Genomic DNA, 13,853 nt, shown 5'->3' with positions numbered 1-13,853 from the left:
AGAAAAGGAAACTGAAGTTGGAAAAGGCGAGGCCCGTGCCTCGCCTTTTTCATGGCATAGACCGGCAGCAAGCTGCCCTGACCTAAACAGACTTTTCCACAATGTAGCGCGGACGCCGCTTGGCCTCGAGGTAACTCTTGCCCAGGTATTCACCGATGATGCCGAGCGACAGGAGTTGGATGCCGCCCAGAAAATAGAGGGGTATGACGATCGAAGTCCACCCTGACACGCTTGCGGACCCAAACAGCCAGGCTGCAGACGCCCACACGCCGGCAGCAAAGGCCAGCGAGGAAATCACCAGACCGGTGAAGGTGATCATTCGCAGTGGAACCAGAGAGAACGATGTTATGCCATTGGCACTGAGCGCCAGCATGCGCGGAAGACTGTACTTCGAACTGCCCGCAAGACGCGCCTCGCGACGATACTCAACGGTTTCCACACGAAAGCCAAGCTGGGGGACGAGGCCACGCAAGAACAGGTTGGTCTCTCCGAACTGCCGAAGGGCCTCGATTGCCGGACGCGACATCAACCTGAAATCAGCATGCTCGGCAATCAGATGCACACCCATACGCCGCATGAGACCATAGAACAATGCTGCTGTGGCACGCTTCAGAAATGCATCGCTTGTGCGATCGTTCCGCACACCACAGACAACATCTGCGCCGGAACGATAGGCCGCAATCATGGACTGGATTGTTTCCGGCGGATCCTGCAGATCGGCATCTATAGATACCACGACATCAGTCTCGGCATGCATGAGGCCAGCCAATAGCGCATACTGATGACCAAAATTACGAGCCAGACGCAAACCATGGACATTCGGCAAGCGTTGTGAAAACGCCTCGATCAAGGCCCAGGTCTGATCCGACGATCCATCATCCACAAACAGGATGACGCTCCGTTCTGCCACGTCGCCAGAGGCGACAAGGCCCTCGATCACCGCCGCAAGGCGCTGGGCTGTTGCCGCCAAAACCTCCTGTTCGTTGAAGCACGGAACAACGACGGTCAAGGACGGCGGATGCCTGACAGCGGATTGAACCAACAAGGACATTATTCCTCCATCCGGTACACAAATGTCCTGCTCATGGAAAAGGTAACGAGAACATAGGCGGCAATCGCCAACGCCTGCGCCAGGAGCCCAGATATGCCACGGTCAAGCAGCAAAAACAGCACGAGGACGTTCACCACGTACCCGACGGCGACGACAATCAGATATGTTGGAAGACCCCGCCGATGCGGAACAGCGCTGCGAAACGTGAAGCGACGATGCAACGCATATCCGGACAGGTAACCCACCAGAAAACCGCTGGCATTGGACGCAAGTGGCGACAGGCCCAGCATGGTCAGACAGACAACAACAACGCAGAAACCGAGCAAGCTGTTAAGCGCGCCCGCCGCACCATAGCGTAACACCATCTGCACATCATGTCTTGATGGCAAAAACAGAGTACTGCCCTCCCAGCGGAATTCGGCCAAGGGCTGGCTCAAGCGGCCGCAGCCAGTGCAACCATTGTGGAAAGAATACATGAAAACGGATGCGACGCACATGCCAACCACTCGACGTCAAACGATCGGCAAGCGTTCGGGCTCGCAGGAGAATGGCATCCTTGTCGAAAACGCAGCGTGACACCGCATAGTGCGTCAGCGGGTTCAAGGGGTTATGCTCAAAGACCACGAGCCCGCCGCCCGGTCTGACCACACGGCGCAGCTCTGTCATCCAGGATTCATGCTCAGTGGGCGGTATATGGTGAAACACGCAGGCCGCAAACGCCATGCCAATCTCTTCCGTTTCGAGATCAAGCCCAGATCCGGCAATCCATAGATACTCCGCCTGGCCGGCGCAGCGCGCCTCCGCTTCTGCAAGGCTCCGGCGCGAGACATCCGCGGCAACAATCCGAGACTGCGGAAGAGCCTTCCTGAACAGCGGCAGCGACGTTCCGGGCCCACAGCCAAAATCGAGCAGTGCTTCCTTGCCTTCACACAGAGCCCTGAAGTAATCCGCAGCGATCTCGACCTTGTAGCGAGCAAAATAAGCGGCTTCACACCCGGAGAAGGCGATGCTGCGTTGATGCTCCTGATCGTAACGCTCGGCAAATTTGTCAAACTCGGCGTCAATCATGTTGCAGGCTTCCCGAGTCGTTGGTGAATGACGGCGACATCGTCTGCGAAAATCCGCCGCCAACCGGCGAGTTTGTCAAGCAGCGCGACCCGAATGTCATGCGGCGGAAACAGCGTCCAGCCAATATCATATTTCAGCAGTGCCCTTTGCAATTCGGCCTCTGTGTCCGGCCCTCTCATGAAGGTCTTTGCGAAGCCACCGAGAAACAACTGATCCGTTCGACCGTCAATGAAGGTCTTGATGTCGCTGAAGATCAGTGGTCCTCCAAAATTATAGAAATTGAAGACCTTGCCCTCGACGTTGCCGGCCTTGGCAAAAGCGATGGCTGCGCTCGCCGCTACCGAGTCTGGCGGAGAGGCCCGCAGAACCGTGACCTGAAGTATCGTCATCCCGACGAGACCTGCGATGATCACCGCAAGGAGAGGCCTGAACGCACGGCTGATGCCATCTTCGATGACGTCATGCGGCAGAGAGCTCCAGGCCGTGATGGACAGTCGGGGAAACTGACGCGCAATCTCGGGCGCGACCAGTACAGCCAGGATTGGAAACAGGAAGTAGACGTATCTCATTTGATTGAAGGAGAGGTAGAGAAGCAGGACGATCAGGAGGGCCTTGGCAAGGCCAAGCCGAAAACCGGAAACAAGCGTCGCAAAAAGAAGAAGCAACAGCCCCACCGCCTCCGGGACGTTGGCCGGAGGGTCGAAGGGCTGCCACTCGTCAATCATCGGAATTGCCTCGTTCGACGTCACAGCGGTCAGCGTCGGAGTCAACGCCTCCCAAGAATAGGGATTGAGAAGGCTCACCAAGGGACACAGGAGGAGAAAGACAATCCACCTCCACAGCATTTCCGGCCTCGACAGGCGTGAGCGCTCGAGAAAATCAAGGAACGCGAAAAACGCGATGGCGAAGCCCATCGTGAAGGCTGCATGGAGATTTGCCCACGCCACCATCAGCAGCAGCCAGCCGTATCCGGGCACGCGCTTCTCAGCCGAGGCCCGGAACAACTGATAAGTCCACATCACCATCAACCCCAGCGTCAGCAGATGGGGACGGGCGACGAGGGTAGAACTCGCCAGCAACAGGCTGGCCAGACAGGCAATAGCAGCAGGAACCGGGCTCAGGTCCTTGGACAGGATCATGAAGAGAAGACCGGCGCCCACCGCCACCGCAGCCATGGCGAGGAGCAGCACGCCATTCCAACCCGCAAGTGCCGACGCACCGAAAAACATGAGTTGCGACAGCCACTCCTTTGCAATCCAGGGCTTTCCTGCGAAAGAATGTGAGAACGGATCAACGACGGGAAACGAACCGGACTGCCATATCCATTGTCCGGTGCGGATGTGCCACCAGATGTCGGGATCTCCGAGGATGATCTCTGAACGCGCGCCAAAGACGAGCGCCCACCCGAGCCCACTGAGCAATGCAAAGATGATGCGGATGCGATTGGTTACCGCTTCATCCTGACTGATTGCCATATGCACCAAGAATCGGCCCTCCTAACGCCAAAGGCCATTCTATTATACAATCTTAAATTTTCTTTTCCATCCCTGCGAGGAGTACTCTGCCAAGCGCCTGTAGCGTCCTATTCCGGTGCCAACATTTGACGCCAGCGAGACCCCCACCCTTAATCCCTCTCCACACGGGGCAGAGAAACTTGAGCGTGGTTCCGGCCAACGTCATATTGCCTTAACCAGCGGGCATATCCTTCAGGAACGGTAAGTCATCGAAGCTGATCCAATCCTGGCTCACTTGCCCCCAGATCAGCAGGAAGATGACCGTGGCCAGAACCGTGGTGGCCACGACCTTCCGCAACAGCATCGGGCGCACCGGCGCACCAGCCTCATTGCCGGGAATGACCGCCTCGCCAACTTCATGCGCATTTCGCACACCAAAGGGAAGAACGAGGAACAGGCATACCCACCAGACGATGAAATAAATGGCAAGACCACTTCCGATGCTCATGCCTGTTCGAGCTCCACGAGGGTGCCACAGAAATCCTTTGGATGCAGGAACAGGACGGGCTTGCCATGGGCGCCGGTCTTTGGCTCGCCATCTCCCAGCACGCGCGCACCCTGGGCCTTCAGCTGGTCACGGGCCGCGATGATGTCATCGACCTCGTAACAGACATGGTGCATGCCGCCGCCGGGATTCTTTTCAAGAAAGCCCCTGATCGGAGAGGACTCGCCAAGCGGTTCAAGCAATTCGATCTTGGTGTTGGGCAGCTCCACGAACACCACCGTCACACCAAAGCGGGGCACGGCCTGCGGCGCAGAGACGCGCGCGCCGAGCGCTGAGCGATAGACCTCCGTGCCGCGCGCCAGGTCGGGCACGGCGATGGCCACATGGTTGAGACGTCCGATCATCGCAACTCCTCCGGCCTTCCTTGTAGGCCCGAAGCCTCGGCCGCTCAATGCGGCCTTTCGGCCAGGCTCCTGATGATCCAGTCCTGCTGATCCGGAAACCGGACCCCGCGCGGCCTGAACACGTGTCGTTCGAGAAAGAAGGACATCAGCCGCAATCCATCGATCACGTCGGCCGGCCGTGCCGCGCCACCCTCACGCAGGAAGGCAGGGAGCCGAAACAGGCGGTCGCGGTAGGGTTCAGCGGCAGGCGCCGACACCGCCTTGCCCGAGCGCGGCGAAACATGGGTGAGCTGATCGCGGCTGCCAGTCGCAGCGCAGCTCGTCAGGTCGAGGCCAAAGCCGAGCTCATCCAGCAGGCCAAGCTCCCAGCGCACCAGCAGGGCCGGCCACAGGCCGTCATCGCCAATGGCCTCCAGCACCACCCGCATGGCCTCATAAAGGCGCGGGTGGGGCTCGCGTTCGGGCAGCTGCTGAGCGAGGCCGGTGATGGTTCCCAGCCCCGCCAGACGGAACGGCTCTTCCATGATCGCACCCGCCCGGAGATCCAATGCCTCAAGGCTGAAGGTGCCGAGCTGTTCCTCGAGCCTCGCCCGCCAGACCGCCTGGACCACATTGCCGGCCTGCAGCACCGGGCGCTGCTGGCGCGAACGGCCGCCGCGCACCAGACCCAGCGCCCGGCCATGCTGCGCGGTGAAGATCTCGGCGATGGCGCTGGTTTCGCCGTGACGCCGCACCGACAGGATCACGCCCTCGTCCCGCCATTCCATGGATCAGACGTCGAGGCCCATGTTGCGCAGCCGCTCCCTGTCCTCCGCCCAGCCCTCGCGCACCTTGACGAACAGGAAGAGATGTACCTTGCGGCCAAACTGCTGTTCCATCTCGGCGCGCGCCAGCTGGCCGATGAGCTTGACCGTCTGTCCGCCCTTGCCGAGCACAATCGCCTTCTGGCTGTCGCGTTCGACGAAGATCACCTGGCCGATCTTGACCGAGCCATCCTTCCGCTCTTCCCAGCTCTCCGTCTCCACCGTCGAGGCATAAGGCAGCTCCTCGTGCAGGCGTTCATAGATCTTCTCGCGCGTCATCTCGGAAGCCATGAACCGAAGCTGCACATCCGCCACCTGATCTTCAGGATAGAGCCACGGCCCTTCAGGCATCTTCTGCGCCAGATAGTCGAGCACGTCGCGCGTGCCGGAACCAGTCAGGGCACTGACCATGAAGGTCTTCTCGAAGGCATGGGCCTGATTGAAGGCCGCCGCCACGTCCAGCAGCTTCTCCCGGCTCATCAGGTCGATCTTGTTGATCACCAGGATGGCACGCGTGCCGGACGCGGCGAGCTGCGCGATCAGCCCACGCGCCTCCTCCGTCAGACCCGGACGGCCGTCAACCAGCAGAATCACCGCATCGGCATCACCTGCGCCGGCCCAGGCATTCTCGACCATCACGCGGTCAAGCTGGCGCCTCGGCTTGAAGATGCCCGGCGTGTCGACCAGCACGATCTGCGCCCTGCCCTGCATGGCAATGGCCCGGATACGGGCACGGGTCGTCTGCACCTTGTGACTGACGATCGATATCTTCGAACCCGTCAGCTGGTTGACGAGCGTGGACTTGCCGGCATTGGGCGCGCCGATAATGGCACAGAAGCCGCAACGGGTCGGCGCTGCTGGCGCCACAACGTCGCCCGTCATGATCTCAGACCTTCGCGGCGCAGGAAGGCCGCGGCGGCCTCCATCTCGGCCGCCCGCTTGCTCTTCGCCACTCCCTGCGCCGGCGCCCGGTCCTTGACCTCCACGGACACGACGAACACCGGCTCATGTTCCGGACCCTCGCGGCTGAGCACGCCGTAGACGGGAATGGGCAGGCCGCGCCCGAGCGCCCACTCCTGCAGGAAGGTCTTGGCATCCTTCACCACGCCCTGCGGCTGGCTGAGAAGCCCGGCCCAGGCATTGAGCACGAAACGCCGCGCGGCATCGAAGCCGCCGTCGAGATAGACTGCCGCGATCAGGGATTCCATCACGTCGCCCAGCACGCCGCGGTTCAGATTCATGCCCTTGGCGCGCTCGCCGGCGCCAACGATGACGAGGTCGGCAAGGCCAATCCTGTCAGCTGCCGACGCGCAGGCCTCACGCCGCACCAGCGCGGAATGGCGGGCGGTCAATTCACCCTCCTCATGGCCGGGAAAGGCCCGGTAAAGATGTTCGGCGATGACCAATCCCAAAATGCGGTCACCGAGAAACTCAAGCCGCTGATAATCACGCCGGCCCGTTTCGCTGCTGCCATGGGTGAGCGCCTCGGCCAGCAGCGAGGGATCAGCGAAGTGGTGGCCGATCCGCTCGGAAATCTGCTCTGGCCTGACGGCGGCGCGGGTCAAGGCCGGTCAGATGAGGGTGAAGAATCGCGACCAGCGGATCGCGAGGGGCCAGCGCCACACTTCGAACAGGCTCGCATCCGGCGACACCGAGAAGAAGATGATCTCGGCCCGCCCGACGAAATTCTCGATGGGCACGAAGCCGACGCGCGGATAGCGCGAGTCCTGCGAGTTGTCGCGGTTGTCACCCATCATGAAGAAATGTCCCGCCGGAACGACGTATTCATCGGTGGTGTCGGCATCCCCCATCGGCTCAGTGTCGAGTACGCGGTAGCTCACTCCATTCGGAAGGGTTTCGACAAATTGCGGCACAGGCTGGCCGAGGCCTGTTTCGGAGCGATCGACAAAGTCTTCGATACGCTCCTTCTTCACTGCCTGGCCATTGATGAAGAGGATGCCGTCCCGCATCTGGATGCGGTCACCGGGCAAGCCGATGACCCGCTTGATGTAGTCGATGCTCGTGTCACTCGGCAGCTTGAACACCGCGACATCGCCACGCTTCGGGTCTTCGGCAAGGAAAACCCTGCCCGAAAAACCGAACGGGCAGCAGCTCACGATCTCGTGGCTGAACAGGCCAAGCGAGAAATTGAACGAGTAGCGGCCATAGCCATAGGACAGCTTTGAGACAAACAGGTAGTCGCCCACCTTCAGGGTCGGATACATCGACGCCGAAGGAATGTTGAAGGGCTGATACAGGAACGTCCTGACCACAAAGGCGATCAGCAGCGCCTGAATGATGACTTTGACGGTTTCCCACAACCCGTCTTCTGACTTGCGCCCGGTGACCTGTGCCGCCGCCATCTCATGGTCTTTCTTGAGCAATTCGTACCCCATCGATGCCCGCCGGGGTTTCGAGACGCGGCGTATAAACCCTGACCGGCGCCGATGCAACGCGACCAGACGTAACGCCCTCGACTGTTGCCAATTGGTTACAGGTAGGGGAAATCAGGCCGGTACCGCCTCGATCATCACGAAGGCGTGGGCATAGGGAAAATCATCGGTGATCGTCAGGTGGATGCGCGGCGCATGGCCCGACGGCAGCATGCGCTCCAGCCTTGCCCTTGCGCCTCCCGTCAGGATCAGGGTCGGCTTGCCTGACGGCTCGTTCACCACGCCCATGTCGCGCCAGAAGACCCCGGCCTGGAACCCGGTCCCGAGCGCCTTGGAACAGGCCTCCTTGGCCGCAAAGCGCTTGGCATAGGATGCCGCGCGCGCGGCGCGGCGCTCGGATTTCCGGACCTCTACCTCGGTGAAGATGCGGGAAATGAACTTGTCGCCATAACGCTCGAGCGTCTGCTCGATGCGGCGGATGTCGATGACGTCGTTTCCGATGCCGAGGATCATTTGAGCCCCCTGCTCCCCGGCTTCACCGCGGGAATTGCCGCCAGGTCCGCTGGCAGCTGGTCAGCCGGATAGGTCGGAATATCCAGGCGGGTCAATGCTGCAAGCGGCACGCCGACGTCCGCCTTGCCGCCGGAGCGATCGATGAGGCAGGCGGCGCCGACCGTCACGCCACCCTCGGCGGCGATCGCCTCGATGCATTCGCGCGAGGACAATCCGGTTGTGACGATGTCCTCCACCATCAGCACGCGCGCGCCACGCCTGATGTCGAAGCCGCGGCGCAGCGTCAACCTGCCGTCGACCCGCTCGAAGAAGATTGCGGGAACCCCGAGCTGACGGCCCATCTCATAGCCGACGACGACGCCACCCATGGCCGGCGAGGCGACGAGCTCGATGGGGGCCGGCAGCAGCGCCTTCACCTGCCCGGCCAGCACTGCGCAGAGCCTTGCGGCTCTGGCAGCATCCATCAGCACGCGGGCACATTGCAGATACCGGTTTGAATGGAGCCCCGAGGAGAGCACGAAATGGCCTTCCAGCAACGCACCTGCGGCGCGAAACTCGTTCAGAACCTCATCCCTCGTCATTGCCCTATCCTGTCTTGCGGTTCACGTCGCTTACCGCGGTCTTGCCGCGCAAGCTGTCCATGATGCCATTGAGATGCTTGAGGTCGATCACCTCAAGAGTGACGTCGAGGTCGAAGAAATCGCGCGCGCCCTCGCGCGCCACCATCTGCAACGCATCGATGTTGCCGCCCAGATCGCTGATCGACTGCGTGACCTGTGCCAGGGCGCCGACCTCGTTGAGGATCGTCACCCTGATGCGGGCGGGGAAGCGCTGGTCCTCGGAGCCGGTGTCCCAGGCAAGATCGACCCAGCGCTCGGGCTGGTTGTCGAACTGCTCCAGCGCCTTGGCGAAGATCGGGTAGATGGTGATGCCCTCACCCGGCACCAGAATGCCCACGATGCGCTCGCCCGGAACGGCGCCCGTCTCCGGCGAAATGCGCAGAGCGGTGGTACGCGCCACGCCGCGCACCGGAACAGACAGGTGTGGCTCGGTCTTGCGCGCCGGGCTGCGGCGGCGCAACTCGCTGAGCTTGCTGTCATCGATGACCAGACCCATGGCCTTCATGAGATCGATGGCGGAAAGCTCGCCGCGGCCGATGGCGGCCAGCGCATCCTCGCGGTTGCGGTGTCCGAGCCGCGGCAGGGCCGTCACCACCTCTTTCTCGACATAGGTCTTGCCCAGCTTGGCGAGCATCTTCTCGACGATCTCCCGGCCCAGACCGGCGAATTGCTTGCGCGCTGCGGCCCGCGTGCCCCGGCGGATGGCCGCACGCGCCTTGCCGGTCACGGCCAGGCCCTCCCAGGCGGCGGGCGGGGTCTGGGCCTCGGAGCGGATGATCTCCACCTCATCGCCATTGCGCAATGCCGTCACCAGAGGCGCGTGACTGCCATTGATCTTGGCGCCGACGCAACTGTCGCCCACCGAGGTATGGACCGCATAGGCAAAGTCGATGGGGGTTGCGCCCTTGGGCAGGGCAATCACCTTGCCCTTCGGCGTGAAGCAGAACACCTGGTCATGGAACAGTTCGAGCTTGGTGTGCTCGAGGAACTCGCGCGGGGACTCGCCCTCCTGCAGCATGTCGACAAGATGGCGGAGCCAGCGATAGGCATTGGACTCGGCAGCCGGCGACTTGAAGCCGTCGAGCGCCTCCTTGGCGTCGGGAGCTTCCTTGTACATGGCGTGGGCGGCCACGCCGCGCTCGGCGATTTCATGCATCAGCCGGGTCCGGAGCTGCATTTCGACGCGCATGTGGTGCGGCCCGATGACGGTGGTGTGGATCGAGCGGTAATCATTCTGCTTGGGCGTCGAGATATAATCCTTGAAACGCCCGGGAACCGCTCGGTAGGTGCGGTGAATGATGCCGAGCGAGCGGTAGCACTGGTCGACCGTGCCGACGATCACCCGGAAGCCGAAAATGTCCGACAGCTGGCCGAGCGACAGCAGCTTGCGCTCCATCTTTCGGAAGATCGAATAGGGCCGCTTCTCGCGGCCATGAACCTCGGCCTTGATGCCGTTCTCGAAAAGCTTCTGCGTCAGTTCCTGCTCGATCGATTTCAGCACACCGCCGCTCTCGGCATGCAGCTTGGCAAGACGATCGAGGATGATCTGGTAGGCTTGCGGATTAATGACCCGGAAGGCGATGTCCTCGAGTTCATCGCGCACTGCCTGCATGCCCATGCGGCCGGCCAGCGGCGCGTAAATGTCCATGGTCTCCTGAGCGATGCGAAGCCGTTTCTCCGGCGTCACATGGCTGAGGGTGCGCATGTTGTGCAGCCGGTCTGCCAGCTTGACCAGCAGCACGCGCACGTCACGTGACATCGCCAGCAACAATTTTCGCAAGTTTTCGGCTTGCGCAGCTTCTTTTGTGACAAGGTCCAGCTTGGCGATCTTGGTCAGGCCGTCGACCAGACTGGCAATGTCCGGACCAAATTTTTCTTCTATTTGCTGATGAGTTACTTCGGTGTCTTCAACTGTATCATGAAGCAGGGCTGCGGCAATGGTGGCTGAATCCAGCTTCATTTCCGTCAGGATCGCCGCGACTTCGAGGGGATGGTTGAAATATGCCTCGCCCGAGGCCCGCTTCTGGTTGCCATGCGCCTTCATGGCATAGACATAGGCCCGGTTGAGGAGGTCCTCGTCCGCATCCGGGTCATACCGCGTGACCCGCTCCACCAGTTCGTATTGGCGCATCATGGTTGCAGTCTACGACAAAAAAGGCCGGACTCCAGAGGTCCGGCCGCGATCTTTGCAGGGTGGGCGGGCTCAGTAGCCGTTGCGCTGACTACCCGGGCTTTCGGCCGGAGGCATGCCTTCCAGCCCGCGCAGCAGGTCTTCCTCGGTCATGCGCTCCATTTCTGGCTGGTCTTCCTCGCCGGAGTCGTTGACCATGACCATGTCGCCCGACTGCTGTATGAGCGGCACTTCCGTCTCCTCCGGCTCGTCGACCTCGACGTGCTTTTGCATGGAATGGATGTATTCCTCGCGGAGGTCTTCCGAGACGATCGTCGAGTCGGCGATCTCGCGCAGCGCAACGACGGGGTTCTTGTCGTTGTCACGGTCAACGGTGATCGGCGCACCCTGCGAAATGGTGCGGGCGCGGTGGGCGGCCAGCAACACCAGCTCGAAACGGTTGGGAAGCTTGTCGATGCAGTCTTCTACGGTGACGCGTGCCATGGGGCGCGGGCACTCCCTGATTGATGAGGATGAATTGCGCGCTCTTAGGCCCCTTTCAAGGCGAAATCAAGCCCATGGCCGGGGCCGGCGAAAACTGGCGTCGATCTGGCCATTGCCGCCAGGCTTCAGATGGCGTGATGCGGTTCCAGAGCAGCGGGCGATGATTTGCGCCCATTGCAAACCCAGGGCAGAATCCCATCAGTCTCCAACGTATCCTGCTGCTGCGATGTCGTTTCGGCATTCCTGAGGCTTGAAGACTGGCAGCATGTCACCGATGGCGGTTTAGAGGCCTTCGACGGTGCGCTGTGCCGCCTTGCGCAGCAGTGCCTTGACCCTTGCGAAGGCGTTCTCGATGGGGTTGAAGTCGGGACTGTAGGTCGGGAGGCAGTGGAGCTCAGCGCCTGCCGCCTCTATGAGCTGGCGAACCCTTGGCCCCTTGTGGCTCGAGAGATTGTCCATGATGACGATGTCGCCGGGGCGCAGCTCCTCGGCGAGGATCTGTTCGACATAGGCCTCGAAGGCGTCACGGTTGATGGGGCCGTCGAGAACGAAGGGCGCGATGAAACCGCGCAGGGTCAGCGCACCGGTGAAGGTTGTCGCTTTCCAATGGCCATGGGGCACTCCAACCCTGAGCCGCCCGACTCTCGCGCAGCGGCCATGGCGACGCGCCATGCTGGTGGAAGCCCAGGTCTTGCCGATGAACACGAGGCGCTCTCGCGCCAGATCGGGTTGCCCCCTCGAACCAGTCCCTGCGGCGCCTCAGAATGTCGGGACGGTCCTGCTCGGCGGCATGGGCTGTCTTTTTTTGCGCGCGATGCCGTGACGCGCGAAGAATCGCTGAATGGTTCCGGAGTCAAAGGCGATGCCTTGCCGGGCCAGTGTCGCGCAATGATGAGAGTTCTTCATTTGGAATGCATTGGTTCAAATGTTCACCCGGAGCCCTAGTGTGGTTTCACATTAGGGGCCCAAGTTATTTGCTCGAATCCGGGGGCCGATTGCAGCCATAGGCCGGACTAAACCTATGCAGTCACTCACCCCTAAACAGACACAATTCAGCGTCTCAGGGACACGCTTCTAGCACCCACGAACGTCGTTGTACCGATACACCCGCGAGAGTGTTAGACTCAAAACAACGATGACGCACCGGATACAGAGATCTGCTCGATTTCAATCTACCGACGAATAGTCTTGGCAGTCTTGGTTACCCAAGAAGGCTCCCTCCAAGGCTCACCAATCCTGCTCGCAATCACCTCTCGCCTTTCTCTCAGCAAGATGCGCACTTCATCAAATTGACCACGGGGAGAAACCAGAAGGACATCCTTGTTGGAGGGCCATCCGTCACCTAACGTGAATCTTGTCCAGTCCGTCCATCGACCATCTGCGCGACGGAGACGAATTGTAGCTCGCACCGCAAGAACATCTCCCCCTTCATTATAAATGTCATCCTTGAACAATACCCCTCTTACCGCCACACGGCCATCATTTGACCAGCACACAACCGCACTGCCCAGTGGCGTACCCAGCAGATGAGGATGATCGCCCAAGCTTACCTCATCCGTGTTCATGGAAAACATCTCAACTCGATCAACATTTGCCGAGGCAAACATCTCATTGCAGGTTGACCGGCTAAACGCCTCGGCATTATTTGTGACCACCAGAGCACAAGCTGCAGCGATCGTAAAAAATGTCGCCGCTCTGCCAAAAAAGTTATGCAACATAAAACAAACCTCACTATCTATATAAAAAATTATACTATCAATCAATTGCTCTGTCAAAAAACTTTTTATTCTGTTCCTGCGACAATCAAAACCCAATCAACCCTGACGCGGCACGTGACTTGAGCGATGCACGATTTGGAATTCTTGATGGATTTACTTCTCCAAAAAGTAAAGGCTGATCTACCGTGCAAAGCGATTAAGAATCCAGAGAAGCTGGTCGTCTTGCGACCGCAGTTCTGCCATTACTGACTGATCGAGGAGTTCCGGACTTTCATATTCCTCGATGTCGCCGCCAACTACGCGCAGGACCGCGGCAAGACCGAGCTGCGGGTCTGGCCACCCACGGATAACCTTGCCGGGCCATACCGTGATGGCCATGGTTCTGTGCCTGTCACTACCAAGCCTGGCGGGCTATGCGCCAATCCATACTTCACCAGCAAGCGTTAGGCCCTCCAATCTAAGGCTGCGGCTCCTTCAGAAGCTCCAGAAGCTTGCCGCGCACCCGCTCCGGATCGACCCCCTTCTTGAGCATCTCCCTGGTCTTCAGCAACTGCATGGTCTCCTCCAGCATGGTGGCCGGGTTGAAGCTGGGCGGGTAGGAGCGTGGCGGAAAATCCCGGAAGGTGGCGATGAAGTCGAGTACGGCCGCCGTCACCCCATACATATTGCCGATATGGTTGAGCTGCCAGTCCCAGAAGGTGTTGGAGGTG

Annotated in this window: 16 protein-coding genes and 2 pseudogenes; all 18 read right to left on the bottom strand. The window is 60.5% G+C overall.

Annotation, left to right across the window (positions count from 1 at the left end; genetic code table 11):
- Positions 1-82: 82 nt before the first annotated feature.
- Positions 83-1,009: a glycosyltransferase family 2 protein gene (locus ACILRN_RS03990; RefSeq protein WP_395685777.1), complete on the bottom strand. Its 927-nt coding sequence runs from the start codon at positions 1,007-1,009 to the stop codon at positions 83-85.
- Positions 1,010-1,050: 41 nt separating this feature from the next.
- Positions 1,051-1,476, bottom strand: coding sequence for a GtrA family protein (locus ACILRN_RS03985; RefSeq protein WP_395685775.1), 426 nt, complete (start codon positions 1,474-1,476; stop codon positions 1,051-1,053).
- A complete protein-coding gene (locus ACILRN_RS03980; protein WP_395685773.1) occupies positions 1,424-2,119 on the bottom strand; it encodes a class I SAM-dependent methyltransferase in 696 nt (231 codons plus the stop codon). Before ACILRN_RS03980 ends, ACILRN_RS03985 begins: the two co-directional genes overlap by 53 nt.
- Positions 2,116-3,603, bottom strand: coding sequence for a hypothetical protein (locus ACILRN_RS03975; RefSeq protein ID WP_395685771.1), 1,488 nt, complete (start codon positions 3,601-3,603; stop codon positions 2,116-2,118). Before ACILRN_RS03975 ends, ACILRN_RS03980 begins: the two co-directional genes overlap by 4 nt.
- Before the next feature lie 202 nt (positions 3,604-3,805).
- Entirely contained in the window at positions 3,806-4,081 is a 276-nt protein-coding gene (locus ACILRN_RS03970) for a DUF1467 family protein (RefSeq protein WP_395685769.1), read from the bottom strand.
- The gene (gene mce, locus ACILRN_RS03965) at positions 4,078-4,482 is read right to left on the bottom strand and encodes a methylmalonyl-CoA epimerase (RefSeq protein ID WP_395685767.1); all 405 of its coding nucleotides are present in this window, start codon (positions 4,480-4,482) and stop codon (positions 4,078-4,080) included. The genes ACILRN_RS03970 and mce overlap by 4 nt, the downstream gene beginning before the upstream one ends.
- Before the next feature lie 44 nt (positions 4,483-4,526).
- Positions 4,527-5,249 (bottom strand): DNA repair protein RecO, encoded by a 723-nt coding sequence (recO, locus tag ACILRN_RS03960; protein WP_395685765.1) that lies wholly within the window; start codon positions 5,247-5,249, stop codon positions 4,527-4,529.
- Positions 5,250-5,252: 3 nt separating this feature from the next.
- Positions 5,253-6,167, bottom strand: coding sequence for a GTPase Era (era, locus tag ACILRN_RS03955; protein WP_395685763.1), 915 nt, complete (start codon positions 6,165-6,167; stop codon positions 5,253-5,255).
- On the bottom strand, positions 6,164-6,850 hold the full coding sequence (rnc, locus tag ACILRN_RS03950; RefSeq protein WP_395685761.1) for a ribonuclease III: 687 nt from the start codon (positions 6,848-6,850) through the stop codon (positions 6,164-6,166). The genes era and rnc overlap by 4 nt, the downstream gene beginning before the upstream one ends.
- Before the next feature lie 6 nt (positions 6,851-6,856).
- A complete protein-coding gene (gene lepB, locus ACILRN_RS03945) occupies positions 6,857-7,648 on the bottom strand; it encodes a signal peptidase I (RefSeq protein ID WP_395685803.1) in 792 nt (263 codons plus the stop codon).
- A 144-nt stretch (positions 7,649-7,792) separates the two neighbouring features.
- The gene (acpS, locus tag ACILRN_RS03940; protein ID WP_395685759.1) at positions 7,793-8,191 is read right to left on the bottom strand and encodes a holo-ACP synthase; all 399 of its coding nucleotides are present in this window, start codon (positions 8,189-8,191) and stop codon (positions 7,793-7,795) included.
- On the bottom strand, positions 8,188-8,772 hold the full coding sequence (pyrE, locus tag ACILRN_RS03935) for an orotate phosphoribosyltransferase (protein WP_395685757.1): 585 nt from the start codon (positions 8,770-8,772) through the stop codon (positions 8,188-8,190). Before pyrE ends, acpS begins: the two co-directional genes overlap by 4 nt.
- A gap of 4 nt (positions 8,773-8,776) precedes the next feature.
- On the bottom strand, positions 8,777-10,945 hold the full coding sequence (locus ACILRN_RS03930; protein WP_395685756.1) for a RelA/SpoT family protein: 2,169 nt from the start codon (positions 10,943-10,945) through the stop codon (positions 8,777-8,779).
- A gap of 69 nt (positions 10,946-11,014) precedes the next feature.
- Positions 11,015-11,425: a DNA-directed RNA polymerase subunit omega gene (gene rpoZ, locus ACILRN_RS03925; protein WP_395685754.1), complete on the bottom strand. Its 411-nt coding sequence runs from the start codon at positions 11,423-11,425 to the stop codon at positions 11,015-11,017.
- A 198-nt stretch (positions 11,426-11,623) separates the two neighbouring features.
- Positions 11,624-12,307: pseudogene (locus tag ACILRN_RS03920) on the bottom strand (IS630 family transposase); the annotation flags it as partial.
- A gap of 290 nt (positions 12,308-12,597) precedes the next feature.
- Entirely contained in the window at positions 12,598-13,239 is a 642-nt protein-coding gene (locus tag ACILRN_RS03915) for a hypothetical protein (protein WP_395685751.1), read from the bottom strand.
- Between the two features lie 84 nt (positions 13,240-13,323).
- Positions 13,324-13,521: a hypothetical protein gene (locus ACILRN_RS03910; RefSeq protein WP_395685750.1), complete on the bottom strand. Its 198-nt coding sequence runs from the start codon at positions 13,519-13,521 to the stop codon at positions 13,324-13,326.
- A gap of 79 nt (positions 13,522-13,600) precedes the next feature.
- Positions 13,601-13,853: pseudogene (locus tag ACILRN_RS03905) on the bottom strand (arylsulfatase); the annotation flags it as partial.

The sequence above is a fragment of the Aestuariivirga sp. genome, assembly GCF_044238155.1.
Classification (GTDB): Bacteria; Pseudomonadota; Alphaproteobacteria; order Rhizobiales; family Aestuariivirgaceae; genus Aestuariivirga.
Note: the sequence above shows the minus strand (reverse complement) of the source record. Positions and strands in the feature narration are given on the sequence as shown.